Genomic DNA, 16,093 nt, shown 5'->3' on the forward strand with positions numbered 1-16,093 from the left:
CCCCATGCCGACCACGCGCAAGTACGTCTCGCCCCTGCGGGAGCAGGCCGCCGCCCAGACGCGTGAGCGGATCCTCCGGTCGGCGACCCGGCTGTTCGCGGAGTACGGCTACGGGCGGGTGACCGTCGCGAACATCGCCGCCGAGGCGGGCGTCTCCGCCAAGGCCGTCTTCGCGAGCACCGGGAGCAAGGGCGACATCCTCAACGAGATCGTCGACACGGCCGTACGGGCCGCCGGCCACGAGCGGGCCATCGAGGCCCTACTCGCCGCGCGGGACCTGGAGTCGGCCGTCCGGGCACTGGCCCACGGCACCCGGGCGGGAAACGAGAGCATGTTCAGCGTGCACGAGGCGATCCACAAGGCGCTGCCGTCCCACGAGGACGGCGAGGCCCTGTGGGAGCGCGCCACCGCCGACTACCGTGCCGCCCTCCGCACCGCCGCGCACCACCTGCGCACCCTGATGCCGGCCACCCGTCCGGAGGAGGAGACGGCGGACCTCCTGTGGTTCTGGTTCGGCCCGGGCGGATGGCGCACGCTGGTCGTCGAGAACGGCTGGACCTGGGACCGCGCCGAGGCCTTCCTCCTGCACACCGCGCTCGCCACCCTGAGAACGCCGTGACACGACCGACGGCCGACGGGGCGGGCGTTCACCCGCGGGGCGGAGCCGTCGCTCGGTGGTCACCCGCGGGGCGGACCCGTCCCCGTCACGCGGGCGGCATCAGATCGCTCTCGCTGATGGTGTACGTCAGCGGAGGGTAGGTGAAGTCCGTTTCGTCGTTCTCACGGCGCCGCAGGCGATAGAACGCGCGGGCCTGCTCGTCGTCCGCCAACGTGAGGCGCGCGCCCTCGGGGAGGTAGGCGTGGCCGTCGCCGAATCGGACCGTGGTCTTCGAGGTCCGGAAGGTGACGCCCAACCAGGGGTTGTCCGGCTCCTGGGCGGGTGCGTCCCAGACGATTCTGTGCCTGAGCCGGCGGTTCGTGTCGACGGAGAACACGACGACGCCGTGGTGCGCCAGCGGGACTTCGTACCGCTCGTCGGCGGACTCCTTCGACTCGAAGATCAGCTTCCTCTGCGGGTTCGCCTCGGGGTGCCGGTAGCAGGAGTAGACGGCGATGAACGAGTCGTCGGCCAGGTCGAGGGCCTGGTCGGAGTGGCCGCCCATCTTCTTGTAGGCGTGGGTGTAGCGCTCCACGAGGGCGTTGTTGAAGCCGAGGGGAAGTGCCGCCTGCTGCTGGATCTGCCGCGCCAGTCGTTCGTGCACCGGCCGGAAGCGCTGTGTCGGGTTGGCGTATCGCGTGGTCGTGCGGACGAGCGGTGCGCCACCGGACGCGTCGATCCTGGTCACGACGGCGCCCGTCCGGCCCTTTCCCACGTCCTCCAGACGCGTCGCAGCCGACAGCTCCGCGTACCGGTTCTCCTCCGTCGGCAGCGTGCACGTGATGATCGCGCCCGCGATCTCAGACGCGGGGGGCACGGTAGTCTCCGGTGTTCATGCTGAAGCGGAAGTCGTCGCCGTAGTCGATGAAGGACGAGGTCCTGTTCTCCTCGGCGTACCGTCTGCGGAGTTCGTCCATGCCCGCCTCCGTGGGTGGTTCCAGCCGCACGAGACCTCCGGCCCTCTTCAGGAAGGTCCGGCCGTCCTTGTGCACGGCTTCGGTGCTCGAACAGCGCACGACGTATCCCAGGCGGGTGGGGATCGACGCGGCGTCCAACGCCGAGGGACGGATCTCGTGCGTGTACAGGCGGTTGGTGGAGAGCGGCATGAAGAAGACGGAGCCGGGATGGAGCGTCACGGTGAACTGCTCGGGGAGTGCCGCTCCGTTGAGCGTCTCGGTGCGGTCCTTGAGGCGGAAGTGGAGTCGGGTCAGACCGCTGACGCCCTTCAGGCCGCGGTCGAAGGGGTCTTCGGCCAGAGGCTGTAGCTTGTCGAGGCCGTCGTAGAAGGTGCAGAAGGCCATGATGCCGTTGGCGGGCATGTCCTTCGTCTTGTCGGCGTGGGCCGAGATCCTGGCCTTGGACTGCTTGCGCTCCGCCGTGGCAAGGGTGTTGTGGTAGATCTGGGCGAGGACGTGATTGAGCGGCGCCTGGCCGCGGAACACGGCGGCGGCCTCGCGGTTCAGCTCCTCGACGATCTGCTCGTCCGTCGGTCCGAAGCCCTCCGTCGGGCCCGAGAGGTTCGTGGAGCAGCGGAGCAGCCGGAAGTGCAGCTCTCCGCCGTCCTCCTCGACGGGGGTCAGGTAGATGCCGCTGCGATGCGCCGTTCCCGGCTTGGTGGACTCCGTCAGGGTCTGGAACGTGTGCTCCGCGCGGATCCGTCCGAAGTGATCGGCCCCGCTGTCGAAGAATCGGCGGTAGTACACGCCGACGCCGTGGACGCGGACCGGTACCCGGCCCAGGCCGACGACGGGCCAAGGGATGGCGTCGTCCCCGCGGAGGCCGTGCGAGAGCTCCTGGACCACGAACACCCGGGCAGCCGCATCGATGTGACCGGCACTGATCTCGGCGAGGTCTCCGCACAGGTAGACGGTCTTCCGCGTGAGATCGGGCGAGCCGGAAGCCAGTTCCTCCGGCGTGATCACGGTCCCGAAGAAGTCCCTGATCGCGGCGTTGCCATGCAGCGCCGAAGGGGCGATCACGACGCTGTCCGCGTCCTCGATACGGGCTTCCGACGCCTCTGCCACGTGCCTCACGCGCTCCCCGCCCTCTGCGGTCTAGATGGTCGGCCAGAAATCCGGACACGCCAACGGCCCGCACCCTCTTCCGATGGCGCTGCGAAGCGCCGGCGAAAGGGGCCGGACCGGTTGACCTCGATGCTCTCACGCGGCTCGACGGACGGGCAACGGCCCGCGGACGCTGCCGCGACCGTCAGACGCGGTGCCTCGTCCCAGGTGGTCCGGTGTGTCTCCAGCGGACCGGGTCGTGGGCGTCCGCGCCGGGTCTGGCCGTGGGGAGGGGCCCGGGCGTGCTCGCGTCCAGGACGAGGACATGGTTGCCGCCTCGCTGGAACTCGTACGCGACCCGTTCGAGGCGTGACGGGACGCCCAGCGCTCCCAGTTCGCCGCGCAGGCGGTCCAGCGGCTCGTATCGACGGTCGCTCGTGTGGAGCACGACGGGGAAGAGCCGGACCTCGCGGCGGGCGACCCGCACCAGTTCGATCAGGGCGCTCCGGTGGAAGTCCTCGCCCAGTTGCGCCCCGTACGAGAAGAGGAGGTGGGAGCTGAGGACGAGGTCGAAGGAGCGGTCGGGGAACGGCAGGTGGGGCAGGGCGCCGGCGACGTAGCGGTCCGGGTGGGTCGCCATGTCGGTGGTGAAGGTGCGAGCCGCCTCGGTCCGCAGCCGGGTGTAGCGCTCCGGGCTGCCGAACCAGCCCCAGGCGAAGTGCTCCGCGTTCTCGGCCACGTACGCGTGTTTGTGCGCGATCTCGCGCAGTGCCAGGGCCCCCAGGTCGTCCCGCCCCAGGCCGTACTGGGGGTCGACGGCGACCGCGTCGGTGCCCCGCGCGGTCGCGCCGGCCACGAAGCTCGCCGCGCCTCCGGGGCAGTCGAGGAGGCGCAGGGCGAGGTCGTCGTCGGAGAGGGCGAACATGGCCCGGTACTCGTCGAAGGAGCGGGCGCTGACCAGCACGGGTCACCCCCTGCCGATGTAGGGCATGGTCGTGGGCAGCACCGTCAGGAACTGCACGTTGGTGTCGAGGGGCATGGACGCCATGAGCAGCAGCGCCTCGGTGAAGCGTGCCACGGGGATCGTCGCTTCGACCGCCATCGTGCCGTCGGCCTGCATCGCGGGCGGCTGCGGGCCGCCGTCGACCGGGGTCACGTTGCCGACGTCGATCTGTCCGCAGGAGATCCCGTAGGGGCGGCCGTCCAGAGAGAGGGCGCGGGTCAGACCGAGGACGGCGTGTTTGGCCGTGGTGTAGGAGATGGCGTGGGGGCGGGGTGCGTGGGCGGACGGGGCACCGTTGTTGATGATGCGGCCGCCCTGCGGGGACTGGTCCCGCATCATGCGGAACGCCTCCTGGGCGCACAGGAAGGTTCCGGTGACGGTGGTGGCCATGATCCGGTTCCAGTCGTCGATCGCCACCTCGGTCACCGGCCTGCGGGGGACGGCCGCGCCCGCGTTGTTGAACAGCAGGTCGAGCCGGCCGAAGTGGCGGCCGACCGCACGGAACAGTGCCGTGACCCGGTCGGGGTCGGTGATGTCGGTGGGGACGGCGAGCACCCGGTCCGGTCCGGCGCCCGACAGCGCGGCGGTCTCCTCCAGCTGCTTGTCGCGCCGTCCGGCGAGCGCGAGGGACCAGCCGTGGTCGAGCAGGGCGAGGGCCGCCGCGCGGCCCAGTCCGCTGCCTCCGCCGGTGACGACCGCGACCCTGGCTTCCTCCCGGCCGCTCACCGCTCGTTCATCCAGGCGCGCAGGATGCGGCGGGCCTCGGGCCCGGGTTGGTCCACGTAGGGTGAACGGCCGTGCAGCACCCGGCTGTTGCGGATCAGGAGCAGGTCACCCGCGTCGAGTCGCAGTCCGAAGGCGATCTCCGGTCGGTAGAGCACCTCGTCCAAGTAGTCGAGGGCTTCCAGGCGTCGGGCGTCAAGCATCGCCGAGGCGCGGACGGTGCGGGTCTGGTAGTAGCAGCCGACCGTGCCGTCGTCCTGTGTGAACAGGATCGGGGTGTCGATGATCTGGCGGCCCGCCCGGCCCGTGCGGTCGAACCGCCACTCCTGCCGCAACAGGGTCAGGACGTCCGGGCGTTCCCGCGCGATGATGTCGTGGACGCGCCGTGCGCTGGCGAGTTTCGTCATGCCTCCGCCGTCGGCCGCCGGTCGCAGGCACAGCAGGACGAGCAGGTCGCAGGTGTCGCAGTGGAAGCCGAGTTCGGTGGCGCCGTCGCCGTCCTGGTCGCGCAGCACGGTCCACAGGTCGCCCCGGGCGTTCTGCGGGACGGCCCCGCCGATCTCGTCGAGGAGGAAGGACAGCCCGGCGATGAGTTCGGCCTCCGGCGCGTCGGGCTCGAAGACCGTGCGTGCGGTGGCGAATCCGACGGAGTCGAGGCCGGTGCGCAGGGACGTGCGGACGGCGGTGTACGCGGCCTCCCCCGCGTCCCAGCGGCCGGCCGTGGCGTCCTTCCACAGCAGGCGGCGGTCGTCGTCGCCGACGGACGTCGACCACACGTCGGGCGCCGCTTCCAGGTGGGCGCTGGTCCAGCCGATGTCGTCGATCGTGGATCCGGTCATGGCGCGGTCAGTCCTCTCGGAGGGCGTACACGGGGCGTACACGGGGAGGGGCAGGTCACCGGAGGGCGGTGGCGACGGCGGCGGACCAGAGGGCCAGGCCCTCCTCGACCTGATCGGCCGTGACGACCAGCGCCGGGATCATCCGCACCACGTTGGAGTGCACCCCGCAGGTCAGCAGCAGCAACCCGCTGTCGGCGGCGGCGCGTTGGACGCTCTTGGCCAGGACGGGATCGGGTGAGCCGTCGGGGCGGCGGAACTCGCTGCCCAGCATCAGGCCCATGCCGCGCACATCGGCGATGGCGGGCACGTCCGCGGCGGTCTTGCGCAGGCCGTCCGCGAGCTGGCGGCCTCGTTCCGCCGCGTTGTCCACCAGGCCCTCGTCGCGGATCACGTCGAGGGTGGCGAGCGCGGCGGCGCACGCCACGGCGTTGCCGCCGTACGTTCCGCCCTGCGATCCGGGCCAGGCCCGGCCCATCAGCTCGACGGGCGCGGCGATCGCCGACAGGGGGAAGCCGCTGGCCAGCCCCTTGGCCGTGATCAGCACGTCCGGTACGACACCGGTGGAGTGTTCATGGGCCCATAAGCGTCCGGTCCGGCCGAAGCCGCTCTGGATCTCGTCGGCCACCAGCAGGATCCCGTGCCGGTCGGCGCGCTCGCGGAGCCCGGCGAGGAAGCCCGGCGGCGCGGGGACGTAGCCGCCCTCGCCGAGGATCGGTTCGATGAACATCGCGGCCGTCTCGGCGGGCGCGCTCACCGTGGCCAGCACCTGGTCGAGGCCGCGCAGCGCGTGCGCGACGGCCTCCTCCTCGCTCATGCCGAGGTCGAAGGCGTGGGGGAACGGTGCCACGGCGACTCCGGGCATCAGCGGCCCGATCCCGGCGCGGAAGCGCGTGCCGGCGGTGCTCATCGCCGCCGCGCCCATCGTGCGTCCGTGGAAGGAGCCGTCGAACACGATCACGTTCTGCCGTCCGGTGGCCTGGCGGGCGAGCCGCAGCGCCGCCTCCACCGCCTCGCTGCCGGAGTTCAGGTAGAACAGCGCGTCCAGTCCGGGCGGCAGGACCTCGCCGAGGCGTTCGGTGAGGGTGAGCAGTCGGTCGTGGAGGACGGTGGTGTACTGCCCGTGGATGAGCCGGCCCGCCTGCTGCCGCACGGCCTCGACCACCCGGGGGTGGCAGTGGCCGGTGTTGGTCACGCCGACGCCGGCGGTGAAGTCCAGATGGCGCCGTCCGTCGGCGTCGTAGAGGTACATCCCCTCGCCGTGGGTGGCGACCACGGGGGTGGCCTGCTGGAGGATCGGGGAGAGCTGGGGCATCGCGTCACTTCCTTGGGGAGTCGGTGGACCACGGGGAGGTGCGCCGGGCGGAGCGGATCGGCAGTTGCGGGGGCGGGAGCGGGTTCGGCGGGTACGCGGGTCAGGGGGCCGGCTCGGCGGCCGCCGGCGGCGAGCCGTGCGGGAGGAAGCCGGCCTCGGCGGCCCAGGACAGCGCGGTCGACCACCACGCGGCGGTCGGCTCGGCGAAGCGGACCCCGAGCCGGTCGAGTACGGACCGGGTCCAGGTGCTGTCGACGACGACGTTGCGGTCGCCGAGCTGGGACCACGCCGAGGCGAGCCGGGCCGTGTCCGGGTGGCTCCGTTCCGCGCGGGCCAGCGCCGCGGCGAAGGTGGCGTCGTCCGTGAGCCGGATCCGGTGGCCGTGCCGGACCATCCACGCCACCAGCTCGTCGTGGGCGACGGCGTGGGGCGATTCGACGTGGTAGGCGCCCGGCGCCGTGTGAGGGTGGGCGACGAGTGCGGCGATGCCCGCCGCGACGGTGTCCACGTGGGAGAACGTGAACGTGGTCGCCGGCCGGCTGGGGGCCGCCCCGGCCAGCACGTATCCGCGGACGGTCTGGTAGATCCGGTTGTCCTCGACGTTGCGCTGGAAGGCGCCGGTCGCGCTGTGGGCGGCGATGTGGCCGCTGCGGTGGACGTACGCCTGGCGGCCCGAGGCGGCCCAGGCCCGGACGGTCTCCTCGGCCCGGAACTTCGCCCTCTCGTAGGGGGTGCGGAAGGTCTGCCCGATGCTCAGGTCGGCCTCGCTGAAGCGGCGCGCCGGTCCCTCCACCTCGCCCGCGACGGCCAGGGTGGAGACGTGGTGGAAGCGGGCGCCGGGGGTGTGGGTGTCGATCCATTCGAGGAGCCGCCGCACCGCCGTGTGGTTGGTCCGTTCGAGCTCGGCGGGCGACGCCACCAGCCGGACGTCGGCGGCGGCGTGCACGACGACCTGTGCCGCGCGGGCGCGGGCGAGCCCTTCGTGGCTCAGGCCGAGGCCGTCGGCGGTGATGTCGCCGGCGATCACGTCGGCTCCCCCGAGGCGCTGGGCCGCCTGGGCGTCGCCGTCCCCGCGGACCAGGCACGTCACCCGGGCGCCCTGCTCGGCGAGGGCGCGCAGCACGTGCCCACCCAGGTATCCGGTCGCCCCGGTCAGCAGTACCGGCACCGGTTCGCGCACGACGTGGCACTGTCCTCGCGGGACCGTGGTTCCGGGGTGCAGGAGCTGGCCCGATGTGGACACCGCGGACCTGGCGAACGGCGGTGCGGTGGCGTCCGCTTCGGCGGCCACACTACGGGCGAAGCCCGCGGCGATCGCCTCGGCGCCGTCGTGCGAGACCCGCGGCCACGCGTACACCAGGTCCGCCACCAGCCGGTCGTCGACGATCCGGGCGGTGAGGCGCAGCCGGTAGAGCGAGTCGCCGGTGACGCAGCGGGCCAGACCTGCCTGTTCGGGCGCCACCGACCAGTCCAGGGTCGGCTCGTCGGGCAGCCGGAAGGATCCGAGGAAGTTGAACGCTGTCTCCGGGCGCGCTCCTTCGGAGTCCATCGGCCGTTGGGGGGCCCGTCGCACCTGGTCCTCGATGCCGGCGAGGTCGCGCGGCCCGTCGTCGGTGTCGACGGCGTCGACGGCCAGCCATTTGACGGCGGTGAACCATCCGACCGTGTCCAGGTGCTCGCCGTCGGTGTCACGGCCGTGGGTCTCCACCTCCACGCCGAGCCGACGCCGGCCGCTCCAGGCCGACGTGGCGTCGGCGAACGCGGCGAGCAGCAGCGCTTCGAGGCGCTGGGCGCGTCCGTGCCGTGCGACGAGCCGGCCGGTGGCCTCTCGGCCGAGGCTCCAGACGAGCGCGGCCGGTTCGGTGCTCGCCGCGGCGGCGTCCACCGGGAGCGGTGGCGCGACCGCCGTACGCGCCGGCGGGGCGGTCTGCGGCTCGCCGAGGGACCGCGGTGCGGGGACGGGCCTGGGCTCGGTCGCCGCCCAGGCGTAGAAGTCGCCCGTGGGCGGCAGGTCCGCGCGTCGGCCGGACAGGGCCGCCCGGTAGGCGGTGGCGAGGTCGTCGAGCAGGATGCGCCAGGACAGTCCGTCGACGACGAGGTGGTGGGCGATCAGGGCGATCCGGTCGTCGATGCCCTGGCCGCCGGCGAAAAGGTGCACTCTCAGCAGGCGTCCCGATTCCGGGTCGAGGCTGCGGTGCAGTTCGGTGCAGACCGTGCCGATCGTCTCGGACGGCGTGTCCTGCGGGCGGAGGCGCGAGTGGCTGACCGCCTCCAGGTCACGTGCCTCGCGCACCGGGCCGAGGCCGCCGGGGCCGAGCGGCCGGCGCAGCGCGGGGTGCCGGTGCAGCACGGCCTCGACGGCCCGGGCGAGGGCCCCTGCCTTCACCCGTCGGCAGCATCGGAGCAGTACGGACTGGTTCCAGTGCCTCGGTTCGTCGACGGGCTGCCGGAAGAGCCATCGCTGGGCCGGGGCCAGGCGGTGGGGTTCGGTGGTCGTCGCCGTGCGCTGCGGGACGGGTCCGGAGGAGGTGGCGGCGCCCGCGAGACGGAGGGCCGTCGGCTGGTGGTAGAAGTCCTCGAACGCCGCACGGTGGCCCCGTCGGCGCAGGAAGGCGATGGTGCGCATCGCGAGGATGGAGTCGCCGCCGAGGCCCAGGACGTCGGCGTGCGGATCCACCACGGGCAGGCCGAGCGCGTCCGCCCACAGCTCGCACAGCGCGTGCGCCAGCGCGGCCGTGGAGCGGTCGGCGGCGCGCGGCGGGGCGGACGGTTCCGCTCGTGCGGTGCGGGCCCGGGACGCGATGAGGCCGTCCACGATGCCGCCGAGGCGGGCGCGGTCGAGCTTTCCGTTGGCGCCGTAGGGGAAGTCCCGGAGCGCGAGGAGGGGTTGCGGGACGGAGTACTGCGGCAGCCGGTCGTGCAGGTGGGTGCGGAGCGCGGTGAGCATCTCGTCCTCGTCGTGCCCGTCGGCGGGGCGGACGGCGGCGAGGAGCCGGCTGCCGGCCGGGGTGACCCGTACGATCACGGCCCCCTGCCCGACGCCCGGGAACTCCTCGATGGCCCGCTCGATCTCGGCCGGGTCGACGCGGAAGCCCCGGATCTTGACCTGGCGGTCCGCGCGGCCGACGAAGACGAGGTTGCCGTCCGGCCTGCGGCGGCACACGTCGCCCGTCCGGTACATGCGCCGGCCTTCGTACGTGACGAAGCGGCGCGCCGTCTCGTCGGGCCGTCCGAAGTAGCCGGCGCTCACGCCGCTCCCGCCAATGTACAGCTCGCCCTCCGTCCCGTCGCGCGGCAGGTCGCCGGCGGCGAGCCGCAGCGCGGCCTCGCCGATCGCGGTGCCGATGGGGACGGTGGTCTCGTCGGCGGGCAGCTCGTCGACGGTGGAGGCGAGGAAGCAGGTGGCGCCGACGGTGGTCTCGGTCGGCCCGTAGTGGTTGGCGACCCGTTCGGCGACGCCGTCGCGAAGGAGGCGGGCGGCGAGGGACCGTGGCAGTGCCTCGCCGCCGAGCAGGAGGGTGTCCAGGGCGGGCGCGTCCGTCGGGCGTGCGGCGAGCAGGGCCGTCAGGTGGGAGGGGGTCGTCTTGAGCATGGACACCTTCTCCGCGCCGAGGGACGCCCAGAACGCCTCGCCGTCGCGCGCCTCCGCGTCGGGCACGACGTGGACCGAGCCGGCGGTGGCCAGGGCGAGCAGCCAGGAGGTGTGGCCGAGGTCGGCGGCGAGGGTGGTGACGTGGGCGAGCCGGGGCGCGTCGGCGTCGGTGAGGCCGAGCCGTTCGCGCAGGGCGAGCGCATAGTGGACCGCGTTGGCGTGGGTGACGGCGACGGCCTTCGGTTCCCCGCTGGATCCGGACGTGAAGGACAGGTAGGCGAGGTCGTCGGGTGCGGCGGCCGGTGCGAGGGGGCGTTCCGGCTCGGTCCCGGGGAGGGCGTCGACGTCAATGTGCTCGGTGCGGTACGGCTCTGGGGCGCGCGCGTCCGGGGTGGTGGTGAGGACGTGGCGCACGGTGACGGCGTCGAGGCGCCGGCGCACGTCGCGCGGGCTCCACGCCGGGTCGATCAGGACGGCGACGGCACCCGCGTACAGCACGCCGTGGAGCAGCAGGCAGGTGCGGGCGTCGCGGGGGCCGACGACCGCCACGCGGTCGCCGCGGTCGGTGCCGAGGGTGGCGAGGCGGGCGGCGACGTGGGCGGCGAGGGTGGCGAGGCGGCGGTGGTCGAGCGAGCGGCCGCCGTCGCTGAGGGCGGGCCGGTCCGGGTAGGTCAGGGCGTTGCGTAAGAGCAGATCGGGAAGCGAGGCGGGAGCGCGCATCGCTCGCGTCATGGGCGAAGACCTCCGGAGATGGGGTGAGGCGCGCTGTCGTCGGCGGCGGTCGGGTCCGGCCCGGTCGGGTCGCCGGCGAGGTAGGCGAGCAGGTCCTCGCGCGGTGACAGGCGCCCGGCGAGCTCCCAGGCGAGCAGGCGGTGCAGGCCGTCGAGGTGGACGAGGCCGGTGCCCTGGGGCAGCCCGGCGTAGTGCTCGTGCGGCACCGGGCGGGTGGTGAGGTAGATGGAGGTGATCGGGGCGGTGCGGAAGCGGGTCAGTTTGCCGGTGCAGACGGGGTTGGCCGCGGCGAACTCCGTCTCGTGGGCGCGCAGCAGGTCCGCCGCCTGGCCGACGGTGAGGCCGGTGGGCGGGACGAGCTCGCGACCGCCGCCCTCGCTGAGGTGCCAGGGCAGCAGGACGGAGCGGATGTCGGCGCGGGAGAGCCGTACCGTCGACCAGCTGCCGAAGGTCTCGTCGGCCAGCGTCAGCGCGCTGTCGGCGTCCTGGTTGGTGTTGGCTTCGTGGTCCCGGGTGACCGGGTGGTCCTGGCGGAAGCGGGTGGCCACCTCGTCGAAGCCGGTGGGGCCGATGATCTGCATCCGTGTCGTCCTCTCTCGCGACCGGCCGGGCGTCGTCGGTTGTCACGCCGGGCCGGGCCTCCTCGTTCCCGCACCGGCCGGGCGTACGCCTTCGCACCCCCGGCCGGGTCCGCTCTTCGTCACATCGTCCGGGCATACTTACGGTCGCACCGGCCGGCGTACTCCTTCTCGCACGGGCCAGGCCCGCTCGTCGTCACGCGGGCCGGGCGTACTCGGTGAAGTGGCGTTCCGCGAACAGCTCCGGCCATCGTCCGCCGCCCAGGCCGAGGCCGCGGGCCGTGGCGAGCATGTGCCGCCAGTACGGTTTCACAGGTCGCCAGCGGGCCCCGGTCTGACAGTACGACGCGTCGACGAAGTAGCGGGACGGTGTGCCCGGCGGACTCGGCGCGGGTCTGCGGGCGTGCAGGAGGCCGGAGTGGATGATCACGGTCGAGCCGGGCGGCAGCGTGTCGATGACGACCTCGCCGGGGAGTTCCGTCGTGCCGAGGCCGGCGAGTGCGGCCTCGCTCCAGGTCCTGCGGTGGGAGCCCGGCACCACGGTGAGGCTGCCGACCGTGCCGTCGAGCCCGCCGAGGTAGTGCAGCGCGTGCACCATCACCAGGTCGCGGTCGCCGACGTCGTTGGGTTCGTGGTCGTGGTGCCACGCCTTTCCGGGGGCTCCGGGGTCGTGCCGGTCGCTGTGCAGATGGTGGAAGACGAACGACGAGCCCATGAGGTCCGCGACGACCCGCAGCAGCGGTTCGTGGACGAGCAGTTCCCCGTGGGTGGGCAGCTCCAGTTCCATGACGGGCGGCGGATCGGCGTCGGGCCATGGGTCGACGCAGGCGGCGATCGAGCGCGACCTCAGCCCGTCGTTCACCCACCGGTCCACCTCGGGCACGAGCCGGTCCACCAGCGAGGCGGGCAGCAGACCAGGCAGGACGAGATAGCCCGAGTCCGCGAAGAACGACCGCCGTGCCGATACCGCCCCGCTGCCCTCGCAGGGTAATCGCATCCACCACACCTTTCCGTGACCGAGAGGGACGGATCGTACGTGGACGTGCCGGCGCCGCTGCCTGGGGGAACGCGGACGGACGGTCTGCCCGTCGCAGGCCGGAACGCCCCCGTCAAGGAGCGCGGGTCCCGAGTGTGCGGGACGGGAGGGTGGCATCGGCGCGAACAAATCCTGACACCGGACGCGACGACCGGCCAACCGCCGATCACCGGAATGTCCGAAACGGGGGCACGATGGCGCGATACCCGGCGGGGACGGACCCGGACCCGGACACATCGGCCGAAACCCGCCTTCACCCGTCCCCTACGTGCCGCGTGCGGGTCAGGCGCGGAACGCCGCGTACGCCCCGAGCCAGCCCGCCGCGATCCGGTCGCCGCGGCTGAAGACGACCGCTCCGCGGCGGCCCGCCCACGGATCGGCCGGGGCGGCGGCCGGCAGCGGGAGTGCGCCCTCCTCGCCGTCCGAGGTGTGCAGGGCGGTGGTCACACCGTTCCACAGGTGGATCACCGTTCCGGGCGGTGCCCAGGCCCGCACCTCGTCCGTCCGCAGTTCGAGCCGCGTGCCGGTGGCGCGCTCGGCGAGCAGGGACCGGTAGCGGTCCGGGGGCAGGGCGCAGTCTCCGGGGGGCGTGGTGCCGGGCCAGTCGGGCGCGTCGATGCCACGGGCCCGGGCCGCGTGCCACAGGCGGGGGACGAGCCGGGGTGCGAGCGGGGCCGTGGCCATCCGCTCGCACATCCGGAGCAGCCGGCCGGCCCCGCGCCCCGGCCCCGGGGTGCGCCAGCGGATGCGCAGGGCGAGGTCACCGGCGGCGACGGCGACCCAGGGGTGGACGGTGCCGAGCGGCCCCTGGGTCCCGAGCCAGGCCAGATAGCGCTGCGCCTCCTCCAGGATCCCGGACATGGAGTCCACGGGGATGCCGAGGACGTACGCGGGCCGGCCGCGGAAGAGGGCCGGGCGGGTGGCCGCGAGCAGCAGGACCGCGCAGGCCAGGTCGCCGGGCTGCGCCTGCTCCTCGGCGTCGTCCGGCGCCGGCTGCTTCACCGGGCCGAGCCCCCAGGGGTCGTCCGGCTCGTCGCCGGTGCGCTCGGCCTCGCGCAGGACCCGGCGCAGGGCCGCCTCCGCCCGGTCGGTGAACGGCGCCTTCGCGAGGTCGGGCAGACCGGAGCCGAGCAGGGCCGCGAGCACCTGCTCGGCGGCGAGCGGGTCCTCGGGGACCGGGGCCTGCCGCAGCGCCGCCGTCAAGTCGTCGGCGAGGGTGGCGTCGACCATGAAGCGGCTGGTGAGCCGGCCGAGCGGGCCGGGTTCCAGGCGCTCCTCGTCCGCGCCGGTACGCAGGCACCCGACGTCCATGAGGAACCGTGCCGCCTCGTGCAGCGGCTCGACACTGTCGTGGCTCCGGTACGCGGCGAAGGTGCCGGCCCACCACTGCTCGGCCTCGTCGAGGGTCGCGAGCCATTCCTGGACGGCCTCGGCGAGGAGATGGTCGGCGAGGGACTCGTCGAGGCGCGACCGCACGGTGTATCCGGCGGCCAGCCGGGCCTGCCAGTGCGCCCGTTCCGACGGGTCGGCGAGCAGGAACGCCCAGCCCTCGCGTTCGCCGGCGCCGATGCGCCCGGCACGGCCGAACATCTGCTGGACCATCGACACCGCGACGCGGTCCAGGCCGAGGGGGGCGCGGACGATCACCGCGCGGGCGGGGAGGTTGACGCCGGCCGCGACCGTGGAGGCGCCGGAACCTCTCCGCCCAACGTGATCCGCCACCGCTCCCGGGCCAGGTCGGCGACGGTTCCCTGCTCGGCGGCCTCGTCACTGCGCATGGCACGACTCTGGCAGACCATGATCACCGTCCGCTCGGGAATCGCGCGTCTGCCGCGGGATAGGCTGTCGCCCCGACGGCACGACACCCGTTCAGGAGGTCACGAGTGGGGCGGGAACCCCTGGCGATCCGCGTACCGGTCGGGGAGGGCTCCGCTCGCTGGACGAGCCGGGCCAGCCGGCGCCGGGTCCTGCTGGTGGTCCACAACGTGACCTCGGCCGGCCGCCTGCTGGACCTGGTGCCGCTGTTCCACGACGACTTCCGCGTCCAGCTCCTGGTGACGTCGACGGGCTCCTCCGTCTTCCAGGCCGGCATCCGCGAACTCCTCGCCGCGCTGCACCTGCCCGAGCTGCCGTGGGAGCAGGCGCTCTCGACCCCGGTCGACCTGGCGGTCTCGGCGAGCTTCGGCGGCGAACTCGACATGATTCCGGGCAAGTTGAGCGTGGTGTCGCATGGCGCCGGATACACTAAGAGACTCAGCACGCCGGGAGCCGGGAGCCGGGAGCCGGGAGCCGGGAGCCGGGAGCCGGGACGCCGACGTTCGGTCTGTCGCCGGAGTGGCTGCTGTCGGGCGGGAAGGCGTTCGTCGACGGGCTGGTCCTCTCCCACCCCGAGCAGCTGGAGCGGCTCGGCCGGGTCTGCGCGGAGGCGGTGCCCTCGGCCGTGCTCGCCGGGGACCCCTGCTTCGACCGCATGCTCGCGGCGCGTCCGTACCGGGACAGGTTCCGGCGGGCCCTGGGGGTACGCCGCGGGCAGCGGCTCGTCGTCCTGAACTCGACGTGGAACCCTGAGGGCTTGTTCGGCAGCGGCGGCGGGGACGTGCTGCCCGCGCTCCTGCCCCGGCTCGCCGCCGAGCTGCCGGCCGACGACTACCGCCTGGCCGCCGTGCTCCACCCGAACATCTGGTACGGGCACGGCCCCGGCCAGATCCGGGCCTGGCTGGACCGCGCCCGGCGCGGCGGCCTGACCCTCGTCGACCCCGTCCACGCGTGGCGCCAGGCCCTGCTCGCCGCCGACCTCGTCCTCGGGGACTTCGGCGCGGTGTCGTACTACGCCGCCGCGCTGGGGAGCCCCGTGCTCCTGGCCGCCGACGGGACGGGCGTGCTGGACGCCGAGGCTCCGCTCGCGGAGTTCGTCCGGCGCGCGCCCCGGCTCGACCCGCACGCCCCGCTCCTCCCCCAGGTGCAGCGCGCGATCGGCGCCCATCGTCCGGATCCCGCGCTCGCCGGGTTCGTCACCTCGGAACCGGGCCGGTCGGCCCAGCTGCTGCGCCGGCACTTCTACGCGCTGATGGACCTGCCCGAGCCGCCCGCCCCCGCGTCCCTGGAGCCGCTTCCGCTCCCCCCGTACACCCCGGGGACGGTGACGGCTCCCCTCCACGTACGGACCCGCGTGGAGGGGACGGACATCGCGCTCGAACGGTCCGCCGGCCATCCTCCCGGCGCCGTCGGCGACGCGCACCTCGCCGTGCACGAGGAGACACGGCACGCCGGTGACCTCGACGTGGCCGACGTGGTCGTGCGCGAGGGGCCGCCGGACGATCCCCGGATGGGCGGTCCCGACGCGTGGACGGACGAGGTCCTGCGCCTGTACCCCCACTGCTCGACCGCTGTCTACGTGACGGGGGCGCACACCTGCGTCGTCCGCGGCCGGGCACACGGCACGTTCCGGCTCACCGCCGACACCGGGGCCGGGGCGGACGCGGACCCGGCCGCGTACGCCTCGGCTCTGCACGCCTGGTGGGCGTACGGCGGCACGGTCCCCGCCCGCGGCGTCGTGCTCCGCACGCACACGGCGGGCGGCGCGCACCCGTTCCGCGTGGACCCGGCGACCTGACCTG

The 16,093-nt window shown here is 73.7% G+C and carries 12 protein-coding genes; 2 read left to right on the plus strand and 10 right to left on the minus strand.

The window, feature by feature from the left end; genetic code table 11:
* The first annotated feature begins 4 nt into the window (after positions 1-4).
* Positions 5-619: a TetR/AcrR family transcriptional regulator gene (locus ACFW1I_RS06915; RefSeq protein WP_384666767.1), complete on the plus strand. Its 615-nt coding sequence runs from the start codon at positions 5-7 to the stop codon at positions 617-619.
* An 85-nt stretch (positions 620-704) separates the two neighbouring features.
* Here the strand turns inward: ACFW1I_RS06915 and ACFW1I_RS06920 are convergent, their stop codons facing one another.
* The 10 genes from ACFW1I_RS06920 to ACFW1I_RS06965 form a co-directional block, all read right to left on the minus strand.
* Positions 705-1,475, minus strand: a complete 771-nt coding sequence (locus tag ACFW1I_RS06920) for a hypothetical protein (RefSeq protein ID WP_384666769.1) — start codon at positions 1,473-1,475, stop codon at positions 705-707.
* On the minus strand, positions 1,459-2,691 hold the full coding sequence (locus tag ACFW1I_RS06925) for a hypothetical protein (protein WP_384666771.1): 1,233 nt from the start codon (positions 2,689-2,691) through the stop codon (positions 1,459-1,461). Before ACFW1I_RS06925 ends, ACFW1I_RS06920 begins: the two co-directional genes overlap by 17 nt.
* Before the next feature lie 175 nt (positions 2,692-2,866).
* Positions 2,867-3,625: a methyltransferase domain-containing protein gene (locus tag ACFW1I_RS06930; protein ID WP_384666773.1), complete on the minus strand. Its 759-nt coding sequence runs from the start codon at positions 3,623-3,625 to the stop codon at positions 2,867-2,869.
* A 3-nt stretch (positions 3,626-3,628) separates the two neighbouring features.
* Positions 3,629-4,390 carry an SDR family oxidoreductase gene (locus ACFW1I_RS06935; protein ID WP_384666775.1) on the minus strand — a complete coding sequence of 254 codons (762 nt, stop codon included), beginning with the start codon at positions 4,388-4,390 and terminating at the stop codon, positions 3,629-3,631.
* Positions 4,387-5,226, minus strand: coding sequence for a TauD/TfdA family dioxygenase (locus ACFW1I_RS06940; protein WP_384666777.1), 840 nt, complete (start codon positions 5,224-5,226; stop codon positions 4,387-4,389). The genes ACFW1I_RS06935 and ACFW1I_RS06940 overlap by 4 nt, the downstream gene beginning before the upstream one ends.
* 55 nt (positions 5,227-5,281) lie before the next feature.
* Positions 5,282-6,538, minus strand: coding sequence for an aspartate aminotransferase family protein (locus ACFW1I_RS06945; RefSeq protein WP_384666779.1), 1,257 nt, complete (start codon positions 6,536-6,538; stop codon positions 5,282-5,284).
* Positions 6,539-6,638: 100 nt separating this feature from the next.
* On the minus strand, positions 6,639-10,862 hold the full coding sequence (locus ACFW1I_RS06950; protein ID WP_384666781.1) for an AMP-binding protein: 4,224 nt from the start codon (positions 10,860-10,862) through the stop codon (positions 6,639-6,641).
* Positions 10,859-11,443: a DUF6309 family protein gene (locus ACFW1I_RS06955; RefSeq protein ID WP_384666783.1), complete on the minus strand. Its 585-nt coding sequence runs from the start codon at positions 11,441-11,443 to the stop codon at positions 10,859-10,861. Before ACFW1I_RS06955 ends, ACFW1I_RS06950 begins: the two co-directional genes overlap by 4 nt.
* 193 nt (positions 11,444-11,636) lie before the next feature.
* The gene (locus ACFW1I_RS06960) at positions 11,637-12,437 is read right to left on the minus strand and encodes a phytanoyl-CoA dioxygenase family protein (protein WP_384666785.1); all 801 of its coding nucleotides are present in this window, start codon (positions 12,435-12,437) and stop codon (positions 11,637-11,639) included.
* Between the two features lie 321 nt (positions 12,438-12,758).
* A complete protein-coding gene (locus ACFW1I_RS06965) occupies positions 12,759-14,198 on the minus strand; it encodes a hypothetical protein (RefSeq protein WP_384666787.1) in 1,440 nt (479 codons plus the stop codon).
* Positions 14,199-14,904: 706 nt separating this feature from the next.
* On the opposite strand from ACFW1I_RS06965, the gene ACFW1I_RS06970 reads away from it, so the two are divergent.
* Positions 14,905-16,089 (plus strand): hypothetical protein, encoded by a 1,185-nt coding sequence (locus tag ACFW1I_RS06970; protein WP_384666789.1) that lies wholly within the window; start codon positions 14,905-14,907, stop codon positions 16,087-16,089.
* The last annotated feature ends 4 nt before the right edge of the window (positions 16,090-16,093 follow it).

The sequence above is a fragment of the Streptomyces sp. NPDC058955 genome, assembly GCF_042741435.1.
Lineage (GTDB): Bacteria > Actinomycetota > Actinomycetes > Streptomycetales > Streptomycetaceae > Streptomyces.